Annotated in this window: 18 protein-coding genes; 6 read left to right on the top strand and 12 right to left on the bottom strand. The window is 60.3% G+C overall.

Features of this window, described 5'->3' with window-relative positions:
- Positions 1 to 34: 34 nt before the first annotated feature.
- The 7 genes from hflX to ABDX87_RS16520 form a co-directional block, all read right to left on the bottom strand.
- On the bottom strand, positions 35 to 1,336 hold the full coding sequence (gene hflX / locus ABDX87_RS16550; protein ID WP_074751831.1) for a ribosome rescue GTPase HflX: 1,302 nt from the start codon (positions 1,334 to 1,336) through the stop codon (positions 35 to 37).
- A gap of 12 nt (positions 1,337 to 1,348) precedes the next feature.
- A complete protein-coding gene (gene hfq / locus ABDX87_RS16545) occupies positions 1,349 to 1,609 on the bottom strand; it encodes an RNA chaperone Hfq (RefSeq protein ID WP_062379035.1) in 261 nt (86 codons plus the stop codon).
- Between the two features lie 90 nt (positions 1,610 to 1,699).
- Positions 1,700 to 2,671, bottom strand: a complete 972-nt coding sequence (gene miaA / locus ABDX87_RS16540) for a tRNA (adenosine(37)-N6)-dimethylallyltransferase MiaA (protein WP_346828854.1) — start codon at positions 2,669 to 2,671, stop codon at positions 1,700 to 1,702.
- The gene (mutL, locus tag ABDX87_RS16535) at positions 2,671 to 4,656 is read right to left on the bottom strand and encodes a DNA mismatch repair endonuclease MutL (protein WP_346828853.1); all 1,986 of its coding nucleotides are present in this window, start codon (positions 4,654 to 4,656) and stop codon (positions 2,671 to 2,673) included. The genes miaA and mutL overlap by 1 nt, the downstream gene beginning before the upstream one ends.
- Positions 4,653 to 6,092: an N-acetylmuramoyl-L-alanine amidase gene (locus ABDX87_RS16530; protein ID WP_346828852.1), complete on the bottom strand. Its 1,440-nt coding sequence runs from the start codon at positions 6,090 to 6,092 to the stop codon at positions 4,653 to 4,655. The genes mutL and ABDX87_RS16530 overlap by 4 nt, the downstream gene beginning before the upstream one ends.
- Before the next feature lie 2 nt (positions 6,093 to 6,094).
- Positions 6,095 to 6,565, bottom strand: coding sequence for a tRNA (adenosine(37)-N6)-threonylcarbamoyltransferase complex ATPase subunit type 1 TsaE (tsaE, locus tag ABDX87_RS16525; RefSeq protein ID WP_346828851.1), 471 nt, complete (start codon positions 6,563 to 6,565; stop codon positions 6,095 to 6,097).
- Complete coding sequence (locus ABDX87_RS16520; RefSeq protein WP_346828850.1) at positions 6,553 to 8,049, bottom strand: NAD(P)H-hydrate dehydratase; 1,497 nt, start codon at positions 8,047 to 8,049, stop codon at positions 6,553 to 6,555. Before ABDX87_RS16520 ends, tsaE begins: the two co-directional genes overlap by 13 nt.
- A gap of 105 nt (positions 8,050 to 8,154) precedes the next feature.
- On the opposite strand from ABDX87_RS16520, the gene queG reads away from it, so the two are divergent.
- A complete protein-coding gene (gene queG / locus ABDX87_RS16515) occupies positions 8,155 to 9,225 on the top strand; it encodes a tRNA epoxyqueuosine(34) reductase QueG (protein WP_346833543.1) in 1,071 nt (356 codons plus the stop codon).
- Positions 9,226 to 9,258: 33 nt separating this feature from the next.
- On the opposite strand, the gene ABDX87_RS16510 is transcribed toward queG, so the two are convergent.
- Together ABDX87_RS16510 and orn are read right to left on the bottom strand one after the other, a co-directional pair.
- Complete coding sequence (locus ABDX87_RS16510) at positions 9,259 to 9,870, bottom strand: trimeric intracellular cation channel family protein (protein ID WP_346828849.1); 612 nt, start codon at positions 9,868 to 9,870, stop codon at positions 9,259 to 9,261.
- 92 nt (positions 9,871 to 9,962) lie between these two features.
- Complete coding sequence (orn, locus tag ABDX87_RS16505) at positions 9,963 to 10,499, bottom strand: oligoribonuclease (protein ID WP_074751815.1); 537 nt, start codon at positions 10,497 to 10,499, stop codon at positions 9,963 to 9,965.
- Between the two features lie 104 nt (positions 10,500 to 10,603).
- Here orn and rsgA point away from each other — a divergent pair, with 104 nt between their 5' ends.
- On the top strand, positions 10,604 to 11,635 hold the full coding sequence (gene rsgA / locus ABDX87_RS16500) for a small ribosomal subunit biogenesis GTPase RsgA (RefSeq protein ID WP_346828848.1): 1,032 nt from the start codon (positions 10,604 to 10,606) through the stop codon (positions 11,633 to 11,635).
- Between the two features lie 297 nt (positions 11,636 to 11,932).
- On the opposite strand, the gene motB is transcribed toward rsgA, so the two are convergent.
- Both motB and motA read right to left on the bottom strand, forming a co-directional pair.
- Positions 11,933 to 12,970 (bottom strand): flagellar motor protein MotB, encoded by a 1,038-nt coding sequence (gene motB, locus ABDX87_RS16495; protein ID WP_346828847.1) that lies wholly within the window; start codon positions 12,968 to 12,970, stop codon positions 11,933 to 11,935.
- 3 nt (positions 12,971 to 12,973) lie between these two features.
- Complete coding sequence (gene motA / locus ABDX87_RS16490; RefSeq protein WP_093465081.1) at positions 12,974 to 13,825, bottom strand: flagellar motor stator protein MotA; 852 nt, start codon at positions 13,823 to 13,825, stop codon at positions 12,974 to 12,976.
- Between the two features lie 211 nt (positions 13,826 to 14,036).
- Between motA and ABDX87_RS16485 the strand changes: the two genes are divergently transcribed.
- From ABDX87_RS16485 to ABDX87_RS16470, 4 genes are all read left to right on the top strand, one after another.
- Positions 14,037 to 15,572, top strand: a complete 1,536-nt coding sequence (locus tag ABDX87_RS16485; RefSeq protein ID WP_346828846.1) for an HDOD domain-containing protein — start codon at positions 14,037 to 14,039, stop codon at positions 15,570 to 15,572.
- 45 nt (positions 15,573 to 15,617) lie between these two features.
- On the top strand, positions 15,618 to 16,433 hold the full coding sequence (gene rhdA, locus ABDX87_RS16480) for a thiosulfate sulfurtransferase (protein ID WP_346828845.1): 816 nt from the start codon (positions 15,618 to 15,620) through the stop codon (positions 16,431 to 16,433).
- Positions 16,434 to 16,496: 63 nt separating this feature from the next.
- The gene (asd, locus tag ABDX87_RS16475; RefSeq protein ID WP_346833542.1) at positions 16,497 to 17,366 is read left to right on the top strand and encodes an archaetidylserine decarboxylase; all 870 of its coding nucleotides are present in this window, start codon (positions 16,497 to 16,499) and stop codon (positions 17,364 to 17,366) included.
- A 280-nt stretch (positions 17,367 to 17,646) separates the two neighbouring features.
- On the top strand, positions 17,647 to 19,431 hold the full coding sequence (locus ABDX87_RS16470; protein ID WP_346828844.1) for a molecular chaperone: 1,785 nt from the start codon (positions 17,647 to 17,649) through the stop codon (positions 19,429 to 19,431).
- A 135-nt stretch (positions 19,432 to 19,566) separates the two neighbouring features.
- Here ABDX87_RS16470 and serB read toward each other — a convergent pair whose 3' ends face one another.
- Entirely contained in the window at positions 19,567 to 20,784 is a 1,218-nt protein-coding gene (gene serB / locus ABDX87_RS16465) for a phosphoserine phosphatase SerB (RefSeq protein ID WP_346828843.1), read from the bottom strand.
- Positions 20,785 to 20,840 lie beyond the last annotated feature (56 nt).

Genomic DNA, 20,840 nt, shown 5'->3' with positions numbered 1-20,840 from the left:
CCTGTCAAAGCAGCACAACCGCTTTTTCAGGCTTTTATTGCAAAGTGTGTTGCTCGATGAATTCCAGCGGCTGCAGTCCTTCGCGACTCACCAGGCGATTGAATTCAACTCGGGGTAAACGTACAGCCAACAGGCTTTGACCTTCGTCGTCATGCTCTTCGCTCTGCACCGCCCCCAGCTGGAAAAACTGGGCGCGAAGCCGGGCGAAGCGTTGCGACAGACACAAAGTGCCGACAAACAGATCATTCCCCAACAGCTCGGCAATGGCTTGCTTGAGCAAGTCCAGACCGCGACCATCACGAGCAGATACCCAGACCCGCTGCGGCTTGCCATCGGCATCGCGTTGAATCTGAGGCTCGACCCCCTCGAGCAAATCGAGTTTGTTATAGACCTCCAGCATCGGCAAGTCCTGGGCACCGATCTCGCCCAGCACCACCATCACCTGCTCGATCTGCTCCATGCGATCGGGCTCATGAGCGTCGATGACATGCAGCAGCAAGTCCGAGTTACTCGACTCTTCGAGCGTAGCCCGAAAGGCCTCGACCAGCTTGTGCGGGAGATGACGGATGAAGCCCACGGTGTCGGCCAGTACGATCGGCCCCAGGTCGTTGAGCTCAAGACGGCGCAACGTCGGGTCGAGCGTTGCAAACAACTGGTCAGCAGCGTAGACGTCGGAATCGGTCACCGCATTGAAGAGTGTCGATTTACCGGCGTTGGTATAGCCCACGATGGACACCGTGGGAATGTCGGCGCGTGAACGACCGCGACGAGCCTGGTCACGCTGACTGCGGACTTTTTCGAGACGGCCCTTGATCTGGCGCAGGCGAACCCGCAACAGGCGACGGTCCGTTTCCAGCTGGGTTTCACCCGGACCACGCAGGCCGATACCACCGCCCTGACGCTCAAGGTGAGTCCAGCCACGAACCAGACGCGTGCTCATGTGCTCGAGCTGGGCCAGCTCGACCTGCAACTTGCCTTCATGAGTGCGCGCCCGCTGGGCGAAGATGTCGAGAATCAGGCCCGTACGGTCAAGCACGCGACACTCGAAAACTCGTTCAAGGTTGCGTTCCTGACTGGGCGTAAGGACATGATTGAAAATGACGATATCCGATTTCTCGGCTTTGACCAGGTCCCTTAACTCTTCGACCTTGCCGCTGCCTACCAGATATTTGGCCGTTGGCCGATGCCGTGGCACGTTGATAAACGCGACGATATCGGCACCTGCCGAAAGAGCAAGCTCCCGGAACTCCTGCGGATCTTCGCGCGCCTCAGGGTCCTGACCATCCAAATGAACGAGGATTGCCCGCTCACCACCACCGTGGCGCTCAAAGAACAAAGCAGACTCCTATCAGGCGTTACCTGGCTCTGCGTCAGCCTGGTCGGATTCGGTTGCGCTAGGCAGACGAATAGGACGAACCGGAACGACGGTGGAGATGGCGTGCTTGTAAACCATTTGGCTGACAGTGTTCTTCAGCAAAATAACGAACTGGTCGAAGGACTCGATCGTGCCTTGCAGCTTGATACCGTTTACCAGATAGATCGAAACCCCAACCTTTTCTTTACGCAAAGTGTTCAGGTAAGGGTCTTGTAGCGAATGCCCTTTTGACATGTGCCGCACTCCTTTAAGGATCAATAGAATAAATTCGAAAACATTGGCTTGGGCCGTTACCCCCCAAGGATAGACGGCTATTGCAAGGACTCAGCTCAATATGGAGGCCGATCCCAGGTATTTCAAGGTGCGTGGCAGATTGTCGCAAGCCAGGCTGTCCAACCAGTGTAAATCTTCCCAGCTTCGCAACCAGGTGAACTGTCTCTTGGCCAATTGACGCGTGGCGATGATGCCGCGTTCCTGCATCTCGTCCCGGGTCAGTTTGCCGTCCAGATAATCCCAGACCTGGCGATACCCTACAGCTCTTATAGACGGTAAATTCGAGTGCAGGTCACCCCTCGAACGCAACGCCACAACTTCTTCAACGAATCCTTCATCAAGCATTTGCCTGAAACGCAGTGCGATCCGGTCATGCAATACCTTGCGATCCGTCGGTGCGATCGCGAGATTTGCGACAGTATAGGGCAATTGATGCCGCCCCGAACCGCCAGCTTGAGCACTTTGCGCACTTTGTTGCTCGCGATGTGCGGTCATGCTCATCCCGCTGACCCGATAGACTTCCAGCGCCCGAACCAGCCGCTGAGGATCATTGGGATGGATTCTGGCCGCCGACACCGGGTCGATACTCGCCAACTCATCGTGCAAGGCCTGCCAGCCACGACTGATCGCTTCGGCTTCCAGTTGCGCCCGGACCTCGGCATCGGCGGCCGGCATGTCTGCCAGGCCTTCCAATAGAGCCTTGAAATACAACATGGTGCCGCCCACCAGCAGGGGAATTTTTCCCCGGGCAGTGATTTCAGCCATGGCCTGCAGCGCGTCCGTACGAAAATCGGCAGCGGAATAACTCTGCGACGGATCGAGGATATCGATCAGGCGGTGCGGATACTTGTCCAGAAGCGCTTTTGAAGGCTTGGCGGTGCCGATGTCCATGCCCCGATAAACCAGCGCCGAATCGACGCTGATCAACTCGCAAGGCAGCACTTTGGTCAGTTCGATAGCCAGATCGGTCTTGCCAGCGGCGGTCGGCCCCATCAGGAAGATGGCCGGAGGAAGAGCACTCATCAGCGACCGCGCAGGAACAGTTTGTCGAGATCGTCCAGGCCCAGTTGGGTCCAGGTCGGCCGTCCATGGTTGCATTGACCGCTGCGTTCGGTGTTTTCCATGTCGCGTAGGAGGCCGTTCATTTCCGGAATTGCCAGACGCCGATTGGCACGGATCGCCCCGTGACAGGCCATGGTGCCGAGCAGCTCGTTCATGTGCGCCTGTACGCGGTCGCTGGTGCCGTACTCCATCAAGTCGGCCAGCACGTCGTGCACCAGGCGATTGGCTTCAGCCTGCTTGAGCAGCGCGGGAATCTGCCGAATTGCCAGACTCTCCGGGCCGAGGCGCTGCAGCTCGAAACCCAACTGCTGGAAGGTCGCCATATGTTCTTCAGCGCAATCGGCTTCACGCTGACTGACGGCGATCGATTCGGGCACCAACAACGGCTGACCGCTGAGCCCTTCGCTGGCCATGGCGACCTTCAGGCGTTCGTACATGATCCGCTCGTGAGCGGCGTGCATGTCCACCAAGACCAGGCCGTGTGCGTTTTCCGCGAGGATATAAATGCCTTTGAGTTGCGCCAGTGCGTAGCCCAATGGCGGGACATCGCCCTGAGACTCGGGCAGGGCGACGCCCGTCGACGCCGGATTCGCCTGCGCGCCGGGCAATGGTGCGAAGAACTCACGATACGCGGCCTGAGCCTCGGCGATCGGCAGCATCGAGGAAGGACGGGGCGTGTACTGATACTGATAACCCGCCCCGTTCCCGCTCCCAGCGCCCGCCTCGGATGACGAATTCCAGGCAGAACCTTGCGGGGTTTCCAGCAGATTGTTCGCCAGCCGCATCTCGCCTTGCGGCCCAAACTCGCCCGCTTCCGGTCCGGTCGGACGCACTAACGCCGTGACCGATGTCGTGCCGGCCAATTGATCTTCGGGGCGCACGTCACCCAGTGCGCGGTGCAGCGTGCCGTACAGGAAATCGTGAACCATGCGCCCGTCACGAAAGCGCACTTCGTGCTTGGTCGGGTGCACGTTGACGTCGACCACGGCCGGATCGACTTCAAAAAACAGCACAAACGTCGGATGACGCCCATTGAACAGCACATCGCGATAGGCCTGACGCACCGCGTGCGCGACCAGTTTGTCGCGAACCGCGCGGCCGTTGACGAAGAAGTACTGCAGATCGGCCTGGCTGCGCGAGAACGTCGGCAAGCCCACCCAGCCCCACAGTTTCAAGCCGTTGCGCTCGACTTCGATGGGCAGGGCCTGCTCAAGGAAGCCTGGGCCGCAGACCGCAGACACACGACGCGCGCGGGCCACGTCATCACGGGCCTCGTGCAGGCTGAGAATCGTCTTGCCGTTATGCCGCAGATGGAAGGCAACGTCGAAACGCGCCAACGCCATGCGCTTGATCACTTCCTGCAGATGGTCGAATTCGGTTTTTTCGGCCTTGAGAAACTTGCGTCGTGCGGGTGTGTTGAAAAACAGGTCGCGCACTTCCACCGAGGTACCGACCGGATGTGCAGCAGGCTGAACGCGGGACGCCATGTCGCGGCCCTCGGTTTCAACCTGCCAGGCCTGGTCGGCATCGCGAGTGCGAGACGTCAGCGTCAAGCGTGCGACCGAACTGATCGACGCCAGCGCTTCGCCACGGAAGCCAAGGCTCATGACGCGCTCAAGGTCTTCGAGCTCACGGATCTTGCTGGTGGCGTGTCGCGCCAACGCCAGCGGCAGATCATCCGAAGAGATGCCACCACCGTCGTCGCGCACCCTCAGCAGCTTGATGCCCGCCTGCTCGACATCCACATCGATGCGCCGCGCACCGGAATCGAGGCTGTTTTCGAGTAGTTCCTTGATCACCGACGCGGGACGCTCAACCACCTCGCCTGCTGCAATCTGGTTGGCCAGGCGCGGGCTGAGCAATTGGATACGCGCCGCTTGAGCGGCCGGACTGTCGGCGTTTATACCCGCGTCAAAACCCTGTTCATCGAGCAACAGGTCGGTCATGGCTCACCCGCCAGGTCCGCGCTCGGGATCTTGAGTTGCTGGCCAATCTTCAACTGATCGGAGCTGAGTTTGTTGGCTGAGCGAAGGGCTTCCATGCTCATGTCGTAACGCACGGCAATCATGCTCAGCGACTCACCGGGCCGAACCGTGTGCTCACGAGCGCCCATGGCCAGCTTGCCGTTGTCACGCAGCCAGGCAATGTAAGTGCCTTGTGGCGGGTTTTGCTGGAAGAACTGCTTCACACCTGCAGTGATGGAACGCGCCAACGCCTGCTGATGGCTCGAGCCTTCTAGCTTGTTGGCCTCGGCGGCATTGGAGATAAAGCCGGTTTCCACCAGAATAGACGGGATATCCGGCGACTTGAGCACCATGAAGCCCGCCTGCTCGACGCGCGACTTGTGCAGCGAAGTCACCCGTCCGATGTTGGTCAGGACCTTCTGACCCACATTAAGGCTGGAAGTCAACGAGGCGGTCATCGACAGATCGAGCAGTACGCCGGCCAGCATACGGTCCTTGTCATCCAGGCTCACAGCGCCCGCACCACCGATCAAGTCGGAACGGTTTTCGCTGTCGGCCAGCCAACGGGCGGTTTCCGAGGTAGCGCCTCGATCCGACAGGGCAAACACCGAAGCACCAAAGGCTGCCGACGAAGGCGCAGCGTCAGCGTGAATGGACACGAAGAGGTCCGCACCTTTGGCGCGGGCAATCTCGGTACGTTTACGCAATGGAATGAAGTAGTCGCCAGTACGTGTCAGCTCGGCGCGATAGCCCTTTTCAGCGTTGATCTGACGCTGCAGTTCTTTTGCGATCGACAGCACCACGTTCTTTTCTTTCTGCCCGCGACCGCCCGAGGCCCCCGGGTCCTCACCGCCGTGCCCGGCATCGACCACGACCACGATGTCACGTTTGCCGTTGGGTACCGGAGGCAGTTTGATTTCAGGCTTCGACGGGCTCACGGGGACCGCAGGTGTGGCGGGTGCCATGGTTGCAGGGGTGTCAGCGACGGTCGGCGGCGGATTGGCGTCTGCCGGGTTGTCGTACAGATCGACGACCAGACGGTTGCCGTATTGCTGGTTCGGCGCCAGCGTAAAACTTTTCGGCGTCACGGCTTTTTTCAGGTCGATGACCACCCGCAGGTCATCCGGCGTGCGTTGTGCAGAACGCATGCTGGTGATCGGCGTATTGGACGTCGGAATGTTCAACGAACCACCCAGCGTCGCACCGTTGATGTCGATGACCAGACGATCCGGAGATTGCAGGGTGAAGACGCTGTGCTGCACCGGGCCAGACAGGTCGAAGACCAGCCGGGTGTTATCCGGAGCACGCCATAAGCGGACACTTCGTACCTGTGTAGCGGCCAACGCGTCGACAGCCAATGTCGCCAGCAGCAGTCCTACCACAGTAACCAGCGCGCGCATGCGCATACCTAACCCCATATCTATTTGAATTCCAAAGCCAAAGCGGCACACCACTGCTCGCCGCGCGAGCTTTTCGGGCTCAGATTCAGCGCTCGACCTTCCGCGTGGGGCCTAATGGTAATGATCAGGTCAGGCTTTGGCAAAAAGCCTGCACCAAGATTGGGCCACTCGATCAGGCAAAGCGCGTCCCCTTCGAAGTAATCGCGTATGCCGAGGAATTCTAGCTCTTCTGGATCAACAAGTCGGTAGAGATCAAAGTGATACGCGCGATTCCTCCCAATTTCGTAAGGTTCTACAAGGGTAAATGTCGGGCTTTTGACCGCACCGACGTGGCCCAGGCCGCGTATGATCCCGCGCGACAGCGTCGTCTTGCCCGCCCCCAGATCGCCCTCTAGAAAAATAATCCCATTACTTTCAGTGACTTGGGCAATCCGTGCGCCAAAGTTCGTCATGGCTTCTTCACCCACCAGATGCAGGGTTAACTCAGACACGGTTGTTGCTCCTCCAGAAGCTGACGAATAACAGGAATCAGATCAGCGGCAGCCATTCCCCGGCCGCTTGCTCCGCATTTTTCTCCGGCCAGTGCGTGCAGCCACACCCCAAGGCAGGCGGCATCGAACGCGGGCATCTTTTGCGCTATCAGGGCGCCGATCACTCCGGCCAGTACATCACCCAACCCGCCAGTCGCCATTGCTGGATGCCCGTGATCGGCCAGCGCCAGATGCTTCTCTGGACTGGCAATCAGGCTGCCGCTGCCTTTGAGTACGCAGACGGCGTTGTACTTTTTGGCGAGCGCCAAGGCAGACGCGGGGCGATCGGCCTGAATCTCCTGCGTGCTGACACCCAGCAGACGGGCAGCCTCCCCGGGATGCGGCGTGATCACGCAACCTTTTGGCAGGCTCACGAAACCGGCGGCAAGTTGATTCAATGCATCGGCGTCCCAGACTTGCGGGCGATCAGCGTTGGCGACGGCAGACAGCAAACTGCGCCCCCAGCTGTGCTGCCCAAGACCCGGTCCAACCACCAGAACGCTGGCGGGTTCGATCAACCCCATCAACTGATTAGCCGAATGAATGCCCGCGCTCATGACTTCGGGAAAACGTGTCAGGGCCGCCGAAATATGCTCAGGGCGCGTCGCCAACGTCACCATTCCCGCGCCGCAACGCAGCGTGCTCTCGGTGGACAAGAGCGCTGCGCCTCCGAACCCCAGGTCGCCGCCAACCACCAACACTCGGCCAAACATGCCTTTATGGGCCGTGCGCGGGCGAGGTGCCAGCCTGGGCAGATTGAATGTATCCAGGCGTTTAATGCTGACCGGGGTCTGGGCCACGATCGCGGCATCGGCCTGAAGGTCGTCGAACACCAGTTCACCGACCCGATCGGGGGCGTCGCCGGTGAACAGGCCAATCTTCAGGCCTATGAATGTCACCGTGAGGTCAGCACGAACGGCCAGCCCCAGGGTGCGTCCGGTGTTCGCGCACAGGCCCGAAGGGATATCGACGGCCATCACCGGCAGGCCGCTGTCGTTGATGCACTGAATGGCGCTGGCATAGGGTTCACGGACATCGCCGTTGAGGCCGGTGCCCAGCAACGCATCGACAACGATGCCGACCAGCGGTTGCTGCTCCCATGGAAGCACATTGACGCCCGCGCTTTGGGCTTCTTTGCAGGCAGACGCTGCATCGCCGCTCAGGGCAGAAGCGTCGCCCACGGCGAGTACCGAGACCTGCCACCCCGCACGCTGCGCCAGCGCAGCGATCAGATAGCCGTCGCCCGCATTATTGCCGCGCCCCGCCAGCACGGTCAGTTGCCGTGCTTCAGGCCAGCGCCGACGCAACGCTCGCCACGCGGCATGAGCCGCGCGCTGCATCAAATCGAAGCCAGGCGTGCCCGCTGCAATCAGGCGTGCGTCGAGGTCACGCACTTGCGCGGCGCTATACAGCGCGTCGGGTAATGGGGGTTTGGTGTGCAACATGCGTCTTTGAGCTCCGATGTCTGGCAGAATTATACGCACCTGCGCCCCGGTGTCCTCTTTGCAATGTCCGCGATTACAGTAGATCCATCCAAACACTCTGTGCCCATGACGGCTGCGGGGTTGAACGAGCTTGCCCAATCGATCAAGGACTGGGGGCGCGAGCTCGGGTTCCAGCAAGTCGGCATCTCGGGATTGGATCTGGCGGAGCATGAGCAGCATCTGGAGCGCTGGCTCGAAGCCGGTTATCACGGCGAGATGGACTATATGGCAGCCCATGGCAGCAAACGTTCGCATCCGGATGAATTGGTGCCGGGAACGTTACGTGTTGTGTCGTTGCGCATGGACTATCTGCCCGGCGACACACACATGGCCCAACGGCTGGCCGAACCCGAGAAAGCCTACGTGTCGCGTTATGCGCTGGGCCGCGACTACCACAAGCTGATCCGCAAACGCGTGCAACAACTGGCAGAGCGCGTCCAGCAGGCCATCGGGCCATTCGGTTTCCGAGCCTTTGTCGACAGCGCGCCGGTCCTTGAAAAAGCCATTGCCGAGCAGGCCGGATTGGGCTGGATCGGCAAGAATACGCTGGTGCTCAACCGTAAGGCGGGCAGCTATTTTTTCCTCAGCGAACTGTTCGTCGATCTGCCGCTGCCGGTAGACGAACCTCACGCGACCGAGCACTGCGGGCGCTGTACCGCGTGCCTGGAGATCTGCCCGACCAATGCATTTGCAGGCCCCTATGTGCTGGATGCGCGCAAATGCATCTCTTACCTGACCATCGAGCTGAAGACTGCTATTCCCGAAGCGCTACGCTCGATGATCGGCAACCGGGTGTTCGGCTGCGACGATTGTCAGATCGTCTGCCCGTGGAACCGATTTGCCCGCCCGACTGACCAGAACGACTTCAAACCACGCCACGGCCTTGATAACGCCGAACTGGCGACGTTGTTTTTGTGGGATGAAACGACCTTTTTGAGCAACACCGAAGGCTCACCGCTGCGCCGTGCCGGTTATGAACGCTGGTTGAGGAATCTGGCAGTAGGCCTGGGCAATGCGCCGTCGAGCATTCCGGTAATCGAAGCCTTGAAGGCAAGACTCGATCATCCCTCGGAGATGGTGCGTGAGCATGTGGAATGGGCGTTGCGCCAGCATGAGATGAGAAGCGCGATCATCTGATTAGCGCCAAGCCATTTAAAAAGCCAACGAGCCTCAATGCCCATCCTTGTAAACGAACTTGGGCATTTCCCAGCGATATTTGATTGCCAGCAAGCGCAGCAGCAAACCGCCGAACACCGTGATCAGTGTGCCCTGTTCAATCGGCAATCCCGCCCACTGACACAGCAGAAAGCACCACGCCGCGGCGAACGACACACTGGCGTAAAGCTCGCGACGGAAGATCAGCGGGATGTCGTTGCAGAAGATGTCCCGCAAAATCCCGCCGAACACCCCGGTGATCACGCCACTGACCGCTGCGACCATCATGCTCAATCCCATGTCCAGCGCCGTCATGCAGCCGATGACCGTGAAGGCGACCAGCCCGAGGGCGTCGAGCACCAGAAACAGTGAGCGCAGGTGCCGCATCAGCGGGGCGATAAAAATCGTCACCAACGCTGCGACGCTGGTGAGTATCAGGTATTCAGGGTGTTTGACCCACGTCAGCGGGTAGTGCCCCAACAGGACGTCGCGTACCGAACCGCCACCGAGCGCCGTGATGCAGGCAATCAGCACCACGCCAAACCAGTCCATGCCGCGACGCCCGGCAGACAGCGCGCCTGTCATGGCCTCGGCAGTGATGGCGATCAGATAGAGCATCAACAACATGGCGGCAGTCCCTGCGAAAAAGGAGCGCAGTCTAACCACTGGGCCGGAGCACCAAAAGAGGGCGCTTCATCAAGCCCTCTTCACTCAACGCTTTAGACCTTGATGAAGTGCTCGCGGTAAAAACGCAGCTCGGCGATGGATTCGCGGATGTCGTCCAGCGCCAGGTGCGTACTGCCTTTTTTGAATTTCAGCTCAGGCGACCAGCGCGCGGCCAGCTCCTTGAGCGTGGAGACGTCCAGATTGCGGTAGTGGAAGTAGTTTTCCAGCGTCGGCATGCGCTTATAAAGGAAGCGGCGATCCTGGCAGATGCTGTTGCCGCAGATGGGCGAGCTGCGCTCAGGCACCCATTGCTTGATGAACTCCAACGTCATGGCTTCCGCCTCAGCCGTGGAGATCTTGCTCTCGCGCACGCGCTGGGTCAGGCCCGAACCGCCGTGCTGACGGGTGTTCCACTCGTCCATACCGGCCAACAGCTCATCGCTCTGATGCACGGCGATGACCGGCCCCTCGGCCAGCGTATTGAGCTCGCTGTCGGTGATGATGGTCGCCATTTCGATGATGACGTCGTTATCGGGGTCCAGACCGGTCATTTCCAGGTCGATCCAGATCAGGTTCTGCTTGCTCTGCATATGTTGGCTCCTCAACTTAGGCGCGCAGTTTAGCTCAGGCGGGCATGCTAAACTCCCCCCGCTTTAACCTTCAGCTGCTTTATCCAATGGAACACTGAGCACCCATGGCCAAACGCCAACTCAACCGTCGCCAGAACTGGCGCATCGAAAAGATTCAGGGCGAGCGCGCCGCGCGTGCCGCCAAACGAGAATCGCAAGCCTTGGAAACCCTGGAAGGCGGCGATCTGGGCCCGGAGCAAACGGGACTTGTGATCGCGCATTTCGGCGTACAGGTGGAAGTCGAAGCGCAGGAAGGAGAACTGAGCGGTCAGGTGTTCCGTTGCCACTTGCGCGCCAACCTGCCCACCCTGGTCACAGGCGACAAGGTCGTCTGGCGAGCGGGGAATCAAGGTATCGGCGTGATCGTCGCGCAACTGCCCCGCACGACCGAACTGTGCCGTCCAGACTCCCGTGGCCAGCTCAAGCCGGTCGCGTCGAACGTGGACCTGATCGTCATCGTGTTCGCGCCCATGCCCGAGCCTCACGCCAATTTGATCGACCGTTACCTGGTGGCCGCCGAACACGCAGGCATTCGTCCGCTATTGCTGCTGAACAAGTTCGACCTCATCGACGATCAGAACGCCCCGGCGCTGAACGCTTTGCTGGAGGTCTATCGCACGCTCGGTTATCCGGTGCTGGAGGTCTCGGCCCACCACGGAAACGGCATGCAGAACCTGCAGGACCAACTGGACGGCCACATCAGCGTCTTCGTCGGGCAATCCGGCGTGGGTAAATCCTCGCTGGTGAACAGCCTGCTGCCCGAAGTCGGCACCCGTGTCGGACCGTTGTCGGAGTATTCCGGTCAGGGCACGCACACCACGACCACCGCCCGCCTGTTCCACTTCCCGCGCGGTGGCGATCTGATCGACTCACCGGGGATTCGCGAATTCGGCCTGGGTCACGTGAGTCGTGCAGACGTCGAAGCGGGCTTCATCGAATTCAACGACCTGCTCGGCCGATGCCGCTTCCGCGACTGCAAACATGACCGCGAACCGGGTTGTGCGCTGCTCAAGGGCCTTGAAGACGGCCGCGTGCAGCAACAGCGGATGAACAGCTACCGGTCGATCATTGCGAGCTTGACGGGTAACAGTTACTGATCGCCGCCAACGTGTAGGAGCGCGCTTGCCCGCGGTGGCGGTCCATCAGACTCCATCGCGACGCCTGACTTGACGCGTCGCGAGCAAGCCCACTCCTGCACGCTGACGCGCTTGGTCGGAAAACCCCACAGTCCGTGCACACAAAAACGCCGCGATCATCGCGGCGTTTTTGTGTGCACTGGTTATCTCCGCAGTGCGGCCATCGCGAATGAATTCGCTCCCACAGGAAAAATGCATTCCCACTGTGGGAGCGAATTCATTCGCGAGAGACCCGCCCGGACGACCACGGTCTCACGGTCAGTTCTTGGTCTCGTCGAACTTCAGTTGCCCTTGATCGAAGATGTTCAGCTTCTGCCGGATCTCATGGGGCTGGGCGTAAGCCTGTGGATCGACCGCTGGCGTGGCGGTCGATGCGCCGGGCTTGCCGGCCGGGGCGGTCGGCGACGTCGGCGCAGGTGCAGCGTCCGTTCTCGGCGCCTCACCGGCGTTCTGAGCGTCTTCGATGCGTGCCTGAGCCTTTTTGGTCAGCACGACGATGTCGATACGGCGGTTGATCGGATTTTCAGGGTGCTCCTTGTCGTACAGCGACGACGAGGCATAGCCCACGACACGTGCAACCTGCGCATCCGGGTATCCTCCGGCGGTCAATGCCCGGCGAGCCGCGTTGGCGCGGTTGGCCGACAGCTCCCAGTTACCGAAGCCATTGTTACCGACATACGGCGTCGCGTCGGTATGACCGCTGATGCTGACCTTGTTCGGCACAGCCTTGATGGTGTCAGCCATGGCCAGCAGGATGTCTTCGAAATAAGGCTTCAGACGTGCGCTGCCGATGTCGAACATTGGCCGGTTCTCGGCGTCCATGATCTGGATGCGGAGGCCGTCCTGGGTGATCTCGAACAGAATCTGATCCTTGAATTTGGCCAGTTGCGGGTTCTCGTTGATCTTGGTCTGGAGCTCCTGCAGCAGCATTTCCAAGCGTTCCTGCTCGACCTGCTCAGCGGCGGCATCCTGCTTGTCGGCATCGACAGGCACTTTGTCCGGCGCGGGCGTGCTCTTCACCTCAGGGTTGAGCGTCTGGTCAGGCGACATCTCGGGCGAACCGCCCAGGTCGATGACGTAAGGCGAGCCGCTGTCGGAAAAACCGACCGGGTCCTTGAAGTAACCGGCAATGGCGATCAACTGCTCAGGCGTGGCCGAGGACATCAGCCACAGCACGAGGAAGAACGCCATCATTGCCGTCGCGAAGTCGGCAAACGCGATTTTCCAGGCGCCGCCGTGGTGCCCTCCGCCAAAGCGCTTGATGCGCTTGACTATGATTGGCTGATTATTTTCCATGGATCAACGACCGCGGACAGCTTGTTCCAGCTCGCTGAAGCTGGGGCGGTGCGCCGGATACAGAACCTTGCGACCGAACTCGACCGCCAGTGAAGGCGGCACGCCCGAAGCCGAAGCCACGAGCGAGGCCTTGATGGCTTCGAACACGTTCATTTCTTCCTTGGCGTCGTGCGCCAGGGAGGTGGCCAGCGGGCCGAAGAAACCGTAAGCCGCAAGAATACCGAAGAAGGTACCCACGAGCGCTGCACCGACGTGCATCCCGATCGCAGCCTTGTCACCGGAACCCAGGGACGCCATGGTCACCACGATACCGAGTACCGCCGCGACGATACCGAAACCGGGCATACCGTCGGCCACGCCGGTCACCGCATGGGACGGGTGCTCCAGCTCTTCCTTCATGCTCAACAGCTCCATGTCGAACAGGCCTTCCAGCTCGTGAGGGGCCATGTTGCCGGACGACATGATGCGCAAGTAGTCGCAAATGAACGCGATCATCTTGGTGTCTTTGAGGATGCTCGGGTACTTGGCGAAGATCGGGCTGTTTTCCGGCTCTTCGATATCGCCTTCAATCGCCATCATGCCTTCACGACGGCTCTTGTTGAGGATCTCGTAGATCAGGCCCAACACCTCAAGGTAAAAGGCGTGAGTGAAACGCGAACTGAACATCTTCAAGGATTTCTTGATGACGTGCATGGTCATGTAGCCCGGGTTCGCCTGCAAAAATGCGCCGAACGCAGCACCGCCGATGATCAGGACCTCGAAAGGCTGGATCAACGCAGCGATCTGACCGTGGGAAAGTACGTAGCCGCCGAGGACGCTCGCGAAAACGACGATGATGCCGATGATTTTTGCCATAGATAAAGAATACTTACTGAGTCGGGTTCATGGTCATTGTGCGAGAAGCGTTCAAAACTCTTGTTCTACTTATCGGCATGAGTGCGCCAGACTATAGTCAAATCACGTGAAAATCCTGTCTGGCGTCTGGCTCGGGCATACCCGCGCAAAGGCCAGCATGATGCCATCATTCGACGCCGATCAAAACCTCCCAGCCGTATGGGCCTTGTGAATGCAATCAGATAAAGCCTCATCGCTCCCCGTTCCGCAGACACTCGACACCTGGGTCAAACAACTGGACAGCATTGCCTTGCCTGTCCCGGCAATCGCGCATGCGAAGGTCAACGCGGCGCTGAATGACAGCCGCCGCTCGCTTCGGGACATCGCCGAATTGATGCAAGACAGCCCTGCGCTGGTGCTGAGCGTGCTGCGCGAGGCCAATGTCCACGGCAGTGACCTGGCTGAGCCGGCCGAAAGTCTTGAGGTCGCACTGAACCGACTGGGACTGGCCCGAACGGCCACCCTGCTCACTCGCCTGCCCAGCGTCGCATTGCAGGACATCCCTGTCGCGCTGCGCCAGCTTCAAATGATCAGCCAGCACGCCACCCAACAGGCCTATGGTTTGTTCGCCAACCAGCTGGCGCGTCTCTGGCAGGACATTCACCTGGGCAGCCTGCTGTTTCTCGCGCCGTTGTGGCCGATGGCGCTGGCCCACCCCAAACTGCTGGAAGAGTGGGAGCTGCGTGTCATTCATAAAGGAGAGTCGGCGCGGAGTGTCGAAAAGTCCTTGTTTGGCGTTCGTCTGCTTTGCCTGTGCCAGGCGCTGGCCGAGCACTGGCGACTGCCGATCTGGGTGACACAGGGCTATCAGTTGCTGATCCGCGAACAGCGCAACCTGGTGAAAGTGTTGCGCATTGCTCACGAAAACGAAGATCCCCTTAAACAGCAGCAATCCCTGGACGCCGATTTGCCGTTGCAGCGCTGGCTCAACCAACCCGCCAACACCATCCTGCTGGCAAACGGTCTGGCGTTATCGGCGCAACAGGCCTGGGACACGCCACACAACCTGCGCTGGCAGTTGCTGACAAGCCTTTACCGGCAACAACCCTTGATGGAGTTGCAGCAGCAGGTGCACCAGAATGCCGCGGCCAGTGCGCGCCAACACGCGGCGCCGGGCGTCTGGCATCCGGCCGAAGCCTTGCTCTGGCCATGGGACGCGCGCCGGGTGCATAAAGGCTTGCTACCCGCGCCGCCCCCTTCCGCCGAGGCGTTGCAGCTCTGGCGCAAGCACTGCGGCGACCTGCTCAGGGAGCCGAGCGCATTCACCAACGCCATGCACCTGACCACCTGCGCACGTGATGCCTTGCTGGCCTCGGGCATGCAGCGTGCAGTGCTGCTAATGATCGACCGCAAAAGCGACAGCTTGCGCGTGCACCAGATCGCGGGGGTGGATAAATCCGCAGCGGCCCTGCTGATTCCTTATAAAGACAGCACCGTGCTGCAGCGATTACTGGCCCAAGCGACGCAGTTGCGCCTGACACCTGCCAACAACGCTCAATTCTCGGCCCTGCTGCCACCTCAACTGCGCAACCTGTTCACGGGGGAAAACCTGCTGATTCGTTCACTGGCGAGCAATGGCCGCGTGGTGATGCTGATCGTTGCAGACCAGGGCGGCGGTCCGTTCTCGGAAGTCACCGTCCAGGCCTTTGGTAAAACAGGCCAATGCATAGAGAAAGCGCTGACGACCTTTAGCCATCGCAATGCCTGACGGCTGAGCTACAATTCGCCTCTTTTTCGTGATCTGGAGACTCACATGTCTGCCTTCTCAAGCTTGCCGCTGGTGATCGAGCCCGCAGAACTGCAGGCACGCCTCGGCGCTTCAGACCTGATTCTGGTTGATCTGACCAGCGCACCTCGTTATGAGGCCGGTCACATTCCGGGCGCACGGTTCGTTGACCCCAAGCTTACGCAACTGGGTCAACCTCCAGCTCCGGGCCTGCTGCCGACCAAGGCACAGCTGGAAGCCCTGTTCGGTGAGTTGGGGCACAACCCTGATGCGGTCTACGTGGTCTACGACGACGAAGGCGGCGGTTGGGCTGGTCGTTTCATCTGGCTGCTGGACGTGATCGGGCATTCGAAATATCACTATCTGGACGGCGGCCTGCTGTCTTGGCAAGCCGAAGGCCTGCCATTGTCCACCGACGTACCGGCACCGGTTGGCGGTCCCGTCCCGCTGACGCTCCACGACGAACCCACCGCCACCCGTGAATACCTGCAAAGCCGATTGGGCGCCGCTGATCTCGCGGTCTGGGATGCGCGCGGTCCGACCGAGTATTCGGGGGAGAAAGTAGTGGCGGCCAAAGGTGGACACATCCCCGGCGCCGTCAACTTTGAATGGACCGCGGGCATGGATCAGGCGCGCAACTTGCGCATCCGCAAAGACATGCCGCAGATTCTGGAAAGCCTGGGCATCACGCCGGACAAAGAAGTCATCACCCATTGCCAGACCCACCACCGTTCCGGCTTCACCTATCTGGTGGCCAAGGCCCTGGGTTACCCACGAATCAAAGGCTATGCCGGCTCGTGGGGCGAATGGGGCAACCACCCGGATACGCCGATCGAGAAATAACCGGGCACTCCCGCTGCCCCACTGGTTTCACCTGTCGAAAAGCCCTTTTTGAACGTTTTAGGAATCTTGATGAAACAGCGTCTGTTTATTCTTTTCCAATACCTGCTTCCCCACCATCTGCTGTCACGCCTGGCCGGCTGCGTTGCCGAATGCCGCGTGCGCTGGTTCAAGAACGCATTCACGCAGTGGTTCGTGCGCCGTTATCAGGTCGACATGTCGCAGGCACTGGTCGAAGACTTCACCGCGTACCCGCACTTCAACGACTTCTTCACCCGCGCCTTGAAACCGGGTGCGCGTCCGCTGGACGAAACGCCCGGTGCGATTCTCTGCCCTGCCGACGGCGCGGTCAGCCAGTTGGGTCCGATTGAGCACGGTCGTATCTTCCAGGCCAAAGGCCACAGCTACAGCGCACTGGAACTGCTGGGCGGCGATGCCCGCCTGTCAGCGCCGTTCATGGGTGGCGAATTCGCGACCGTGTACCTGTCGCCAAAGGACTATCACCGCGTCCACATGCCGCTGGCAGGGACGCTGCGCGAGATGGTGTACGTCCCGGGTCGCCTGTTCTCGGTGAACCAGACGACCGCCGAAAACGTTCCCGAACTGTTTGCCCGCAACGAGCGCGTGGTCTGCCTGTTCGACACCGAGCGCGGCCCGATGGCCGTGGTTCTGGTCGGCGCGATGATCGTTGCGTCCATCGAAACCGTGTGGGCCGGCCTCGTCACACCCCCGAAACGCGAGCTGAAAACGTTCCGCTACGACGAGGCCGCGCGGGCTCCGATCCATCTGGAGAAGGGCGCAGAGCTGGGCCGCTTCAAGCTGGGCTCGACCGCCATCGTGCTGTTCGGGCCAAACCAGGTGAAGTGGGCGGAGCATCTGGCGGCAGGTTCGCCTGTGCAAATGGGTCAATTGCTGGCGGCGCCCGTCCAGGCCTGATTATTGCTTGTTAAATTCTGAAACGGTTTTCTGGCGCGCCTGCAAAGTCTTGCAGGCCGTCGCTGGCCGCCTCACCCCTGATGTATCAAGACTGATACGGTGTCACTTTGATATTAAAGGCTGCGATCAGGAACTGATGCTGCTAAAGTCGTCCATCGGTGTTGTAGGAAACTTCGCTTTCAATTGACGTACACTCGCTCGTTTCGCTTGACCGCGTGCCACTGCACCGCAGTGTCCACCAAGCCGTCCGAGCCAGTAGTTGTTGGGGTTTGCCTGTCACATGAGTAATTTAAGTCTCCCACTGTTGTTGCGCGCACCTGTGCCGACGCAGTCGAGCCTGTCGTTCTGTGACGCGACGCCCAAAGACCTGAAGCGCTGGATCTCCACGCTCCCCAAAGCCAACCTCGGCGAAATGGCCCGCCAGCTTTATCAGGGCCTGGGTGAACTCAACCAACTCCTCACGCCCAGCGAAAACCGCCTGCAACTGCTTGAGCTGCTGCGCCCGGAAGTGTCTTTCGTGTGCAAGCACCTGGAGCGGCATTTCCTCAATCAGTCGGTGGTCCTGGAAGAGCGCCCGCGCAAAGTTGCCAACCTGTGCCAGGCCCTGCAAAACCATCTTGCCATTGGCTATAAACAGATCATCGCGCGCGTCGCGCCACGGCTCACCAGGGATCGCACCACGCTTTTGACCACCGCCCTGCAAAGGGCGATGCATTGCCTCAATGGCCCGCTGATTCGAGCCAACCAGCTGTATTGCCCTGTGCAGGATGGTTTGTGGCTGGAGCTTCACCAGATCTACCAGATCGCCCGTCAAAACCAGCTGCATCACATTCCTGTCGCCGACAACCAGGCGCATCACACGCGCACGCTGACGGTAGAACAGACCTACCTCGTTGCCCTGTTGATGGGTTGCTCGCGCTGCAATCAGATGCGTCAGCACAACATCGGCAAGCTGGCCGATGCGCTGGACGCCTGGAGCGCGATGGTGACGTTGCAGCAACCGCTGGACGAGACCAGCCTGTACGCGGTATCCCCCAGCACGGACACCGCGCCGCGCTACACCTCGCTGTATGCCGAGGACCAGCGCGCCAGTTTGCTGGGTATCAACCCGCAAGCCCTGTCCGCCGCGCTGAACCGCTACATGGAACTGCCGATCGAACAGCGCTCGCAGTCGTACCTGCACGTGCCACCCGGTCTGTCGATTGACGTATTGCAACACCTCGCGGCGGCCTGGGGCGACGTGTCGGAGCGCGCCTTTCAACGCACGCCCGGCCAAGGCACGCTGACCGTCTGCGTCGGCATGAGCGCCCTGCACTATTTTGTCGGCGGCCAGAAATGCTTCAGCGACTTGCTGTTGGTCCCCGCGACGACGGTGAGCAGGGTTGCCGAGTACACGTTGCAGCCACTGGAACCGACTCGTCATGACCCATGGGCACAAGCCATGGATGTGCAACGCAGCGGCAGCTCAAGCAGCATGCTGCCGTTTGAAGAAATCGAATATCAGGGCAGCGAGTCCGAAGCAGCCGCAGCGGCTGACGGCCAGAAGAGCTTTCCCACCTACGCACTGCACATCGTCAATCACAGCCCCGGCGGCTACTGCCTGGCCTGGCCGAAAGACGTACCGGACCAGTTGCAGGCCGGAGAAATGATCGGGATTCAGGACCACGGCCACGGCTGGAGTATTGCCGTCGTGCGCTGGGTGCGTCAGGTGCGAAGCGGCGGAACGCAGATGGGCGTCGAGTTGATTGCCCCGTTTGCACAGGCCTGCGGCATGCAATTGCTGCGTGCCGAGCAAAGCAGTCAATACTTGCGCGCCCTGCTGCTACCCGAGGTCCGTGCGATCGATGTGCCGGCCACCGTGATCGCCCCCCGCTTGCCGTTTGAAGACGGCAGCAAGGTGATGATCAACACCAGCGGCGATGAACGTCGCGCCAGCCTGAGCAATCGCCGCGCGACGACAGGCAGCTACAACCAATTCGAATATGAAGTGCTGGAAGGGCCGAAAAAGAGCGCGCCGGAAGCGGGCCCGGAGCAGGAATTCGATTCGTTGTGGACCGTGCTGTAATTCTGCACCCACCCTCAGCTCTGTGGAGTGAACTTGCCCGCGATTCGATAGAGCCATCGCCATCGTGGCACCTGATCTGACGCCATCGCGAGCAAGCTCACGCCTTAGAGTAGGAATGAGCACTCAGCGATGGCGTTAAGCGCTTCGCCCTTCCCGATCGCGGAAACCCAGCAGATAGAGCACGCCATCCAGACCCAGCGTCGAGATCGCCTGTTTGGCCGATTGTTTCACCAACGGCTTGGCTCGGAACGCAACGCCCAGCCCGGCTATCGCCAGCATCGGCAGATCGTTCGCCCCGTCACCGACCGCGATCGTTTGCTCCAGGCTCAAACCTTCCTTGCTGGCCAGTTCGCGCAGCAGATCGGCTTTGCGCTGAGCATCGACGATAGGCTCGACCGCGACGCCCGTGCATTTGCCATCGACCACTTCCAGCTCGTTAGCGAAGATGTAGTCGATACCCAGCTTGGCTTGCAGCTGACGGGCGAAGTAGGTGAAACCACCCGACAGAATCGCGGTTTTGTAACCCAGACGCTTGAGCTCGGCGAACAGGGTTTCGGCACCTTCGGTCAGCCGCAACGACGCGCCGATCTCGTCAAGAACCTTGATATCCAGGCCTTTGAGCAACGCCAGACGCTCTTTGAAGCTGGCGCGGAAATCCAGCTCACCGCGCATGGCGCGCTCGGTGATTTCTGACACACGGTCGCCAACCCCATGGGCCTTGGCCAGTTCGTCGATCACTTCGGCCTCAATCAGTGTCGAGTCCATGTCGAACACCGCCAGACGGCGATTGCGACGAAACAGTGAATCCTGCTGAAACGCGATATCGACGTTCAATTCCTGTGCGACGTGCAGAAATTCGGCGCGCATCTGCTGAGCGTCGGCAGGCTCGCCGCGCACGGAAAACTCGATGCAGCCCTTGCCCTTGCCGCTCGGCATGTCCAGCGGCATACGGCCGGAGAGGCGATCGATGCGGTCAATGTTCAGCCCGTACTTTGCGGTGATCGAGCTGACCGTCTGCAATTGCTCGGCAGTGACCTTGCGGGTCAGCAGCGTGACGATGTGCCGGTCCTTGCCCTGATCGTCGACCCAATGCTGGTAGTCGTCTTCGCTGACGTGGGTAAACAGGACCTGCTGCCCCAACTCGTCTGCCTTTGCCTGGACCCGATCCAGTACCGTCGCACCGCTTTCGGTGTCCGGAATCACGACCAGAATGCCGAACGACAGCGTGTCATGGATCACGGCCTGACCAATATCCAGAACATCGACGCCACCGTCGGCCAGCACGCCAGTGATGGCCGCGGTGAGACCCGGACGGTCTTCACCGGTGATGTTTATCAGGACAATTTCGCGCAAGGCGCACCCCCGCAGTGGAAAAAAACCGCATTCTACTCACTTTCAGTGACCGCCGG

The sequence above is a fragment of the Pseudomonas abietaniphila genome, from assembly GCF_039697315.1.
Classification (GTDB): domain Bacteria; phylum Pseudomonadota; class Gammaproteobacteria; order Pseudomonadales; family Pseudomonadaceae; genus Aquipseudomonas; species Aquipseudomonas abietaniphila_B.
This window is presented reverse-complemented; position numbering and strand designations above follow the sequence as displayed.

Excerpts from the sequence above, each read along its gene's own strand:
- hfq (WP_062379035.1), bottom strand. The coding sequence starts at position 1,609 with ATGTCAAAAGGGCATTCGCTACAAGACCCTTACCTGAACACTTTGCGT.
- miaA (WP_346828854.1), bottom strand. The coding sequence starts at position 2,671 with ATGAGTGCTCTTCCTCCGGCCATCTTCCTGATGGGGCCGACCGCCGCT.
- mutL (WP_346828853.1), bottom strand. The coding sequence starts at position 4,656 with ATGACCGACCTGTTGCTCGATGAACAGGGTTTTGACGCGGGTATAAAC.
- ABDX87_RS16530 (WP_346828852.1), bottom strand. The coding sequence starts at position 6,092 with ATGGGGTTAGGTATGCGCATGCGCGCGCTGGTTACTGTGGTAGGACTG.
- ABDX87_RS16520 (WP_346828850.1), bottom strand. The coding sequence starts at position 8,049 with ATGTTGCACACCAAACCCCCATTACCCGACGCGCTGTATAGCGCCGCG.
- queG (WP_346833543.1), top strand. The coding sequence starts at position 8,155 with ATGACGGCTGCGGGGTTGAACGAGCTTGCCCAATCGATCAAGGACTGG.
- ABDX87_RS16510 (WP_346828849.1), bottom strand. The coding sequence starts at position 9,870 with ATGTTGTTGATGCTCTATCTGATCGCCATCACTGCCGAGGCCATGACA.
- orn (WP_074751815.1), bottom strand. The coding sequence starts at position 10,499 with ATGCAGAGCAAGCAGAACCTGATCTGGATCGACCTGGAAATGACCGGT.
- rsgA (WP_346828848.1), top strand. The coding sequence starts at position 10,604 with ATGGCCAAACGCCAACTCAACCGTCGCCAGAACTGGCGCATCGAAAAG.
- motB (WP_346828847.1), bottom strand. The coding sequence starts at position 12,970 with ATGGAAAATAATCAGCCAATCATAGTCAAGCGCATCAAGCGCTTTGGC.
- motA (WP_093465081.1), bottom strand. The coding sequence starts at position 13,825 with ATGGCAAAAATCATCGGCATCATCGTCGTTTTCGCGAGCGTCCTCGGC.
- ABDX87_RS16485 (WP_346828846.1), top strand. The coding sequence starts at position 14,037 with ATGCAATCAGATAAAGCCTCATCGCTCCCCGTTCCGCAGACACTCGAC.
- rhdA (WP_346828845.1), top strand. The coding sequence starts at position 15,618 with ATGTCTGCCTTCTCAAGCTTGCCGCTGGTGATCGAGCCCGCAGAACTG.
- ABDX87_RS16470 (WP_346828844.1), top strand. The coding sequence starts at position 17,647 with ATGAGTAATTTAAGTCTCCCACTGTTGTTGCGCGCACCTGTGCCGACG.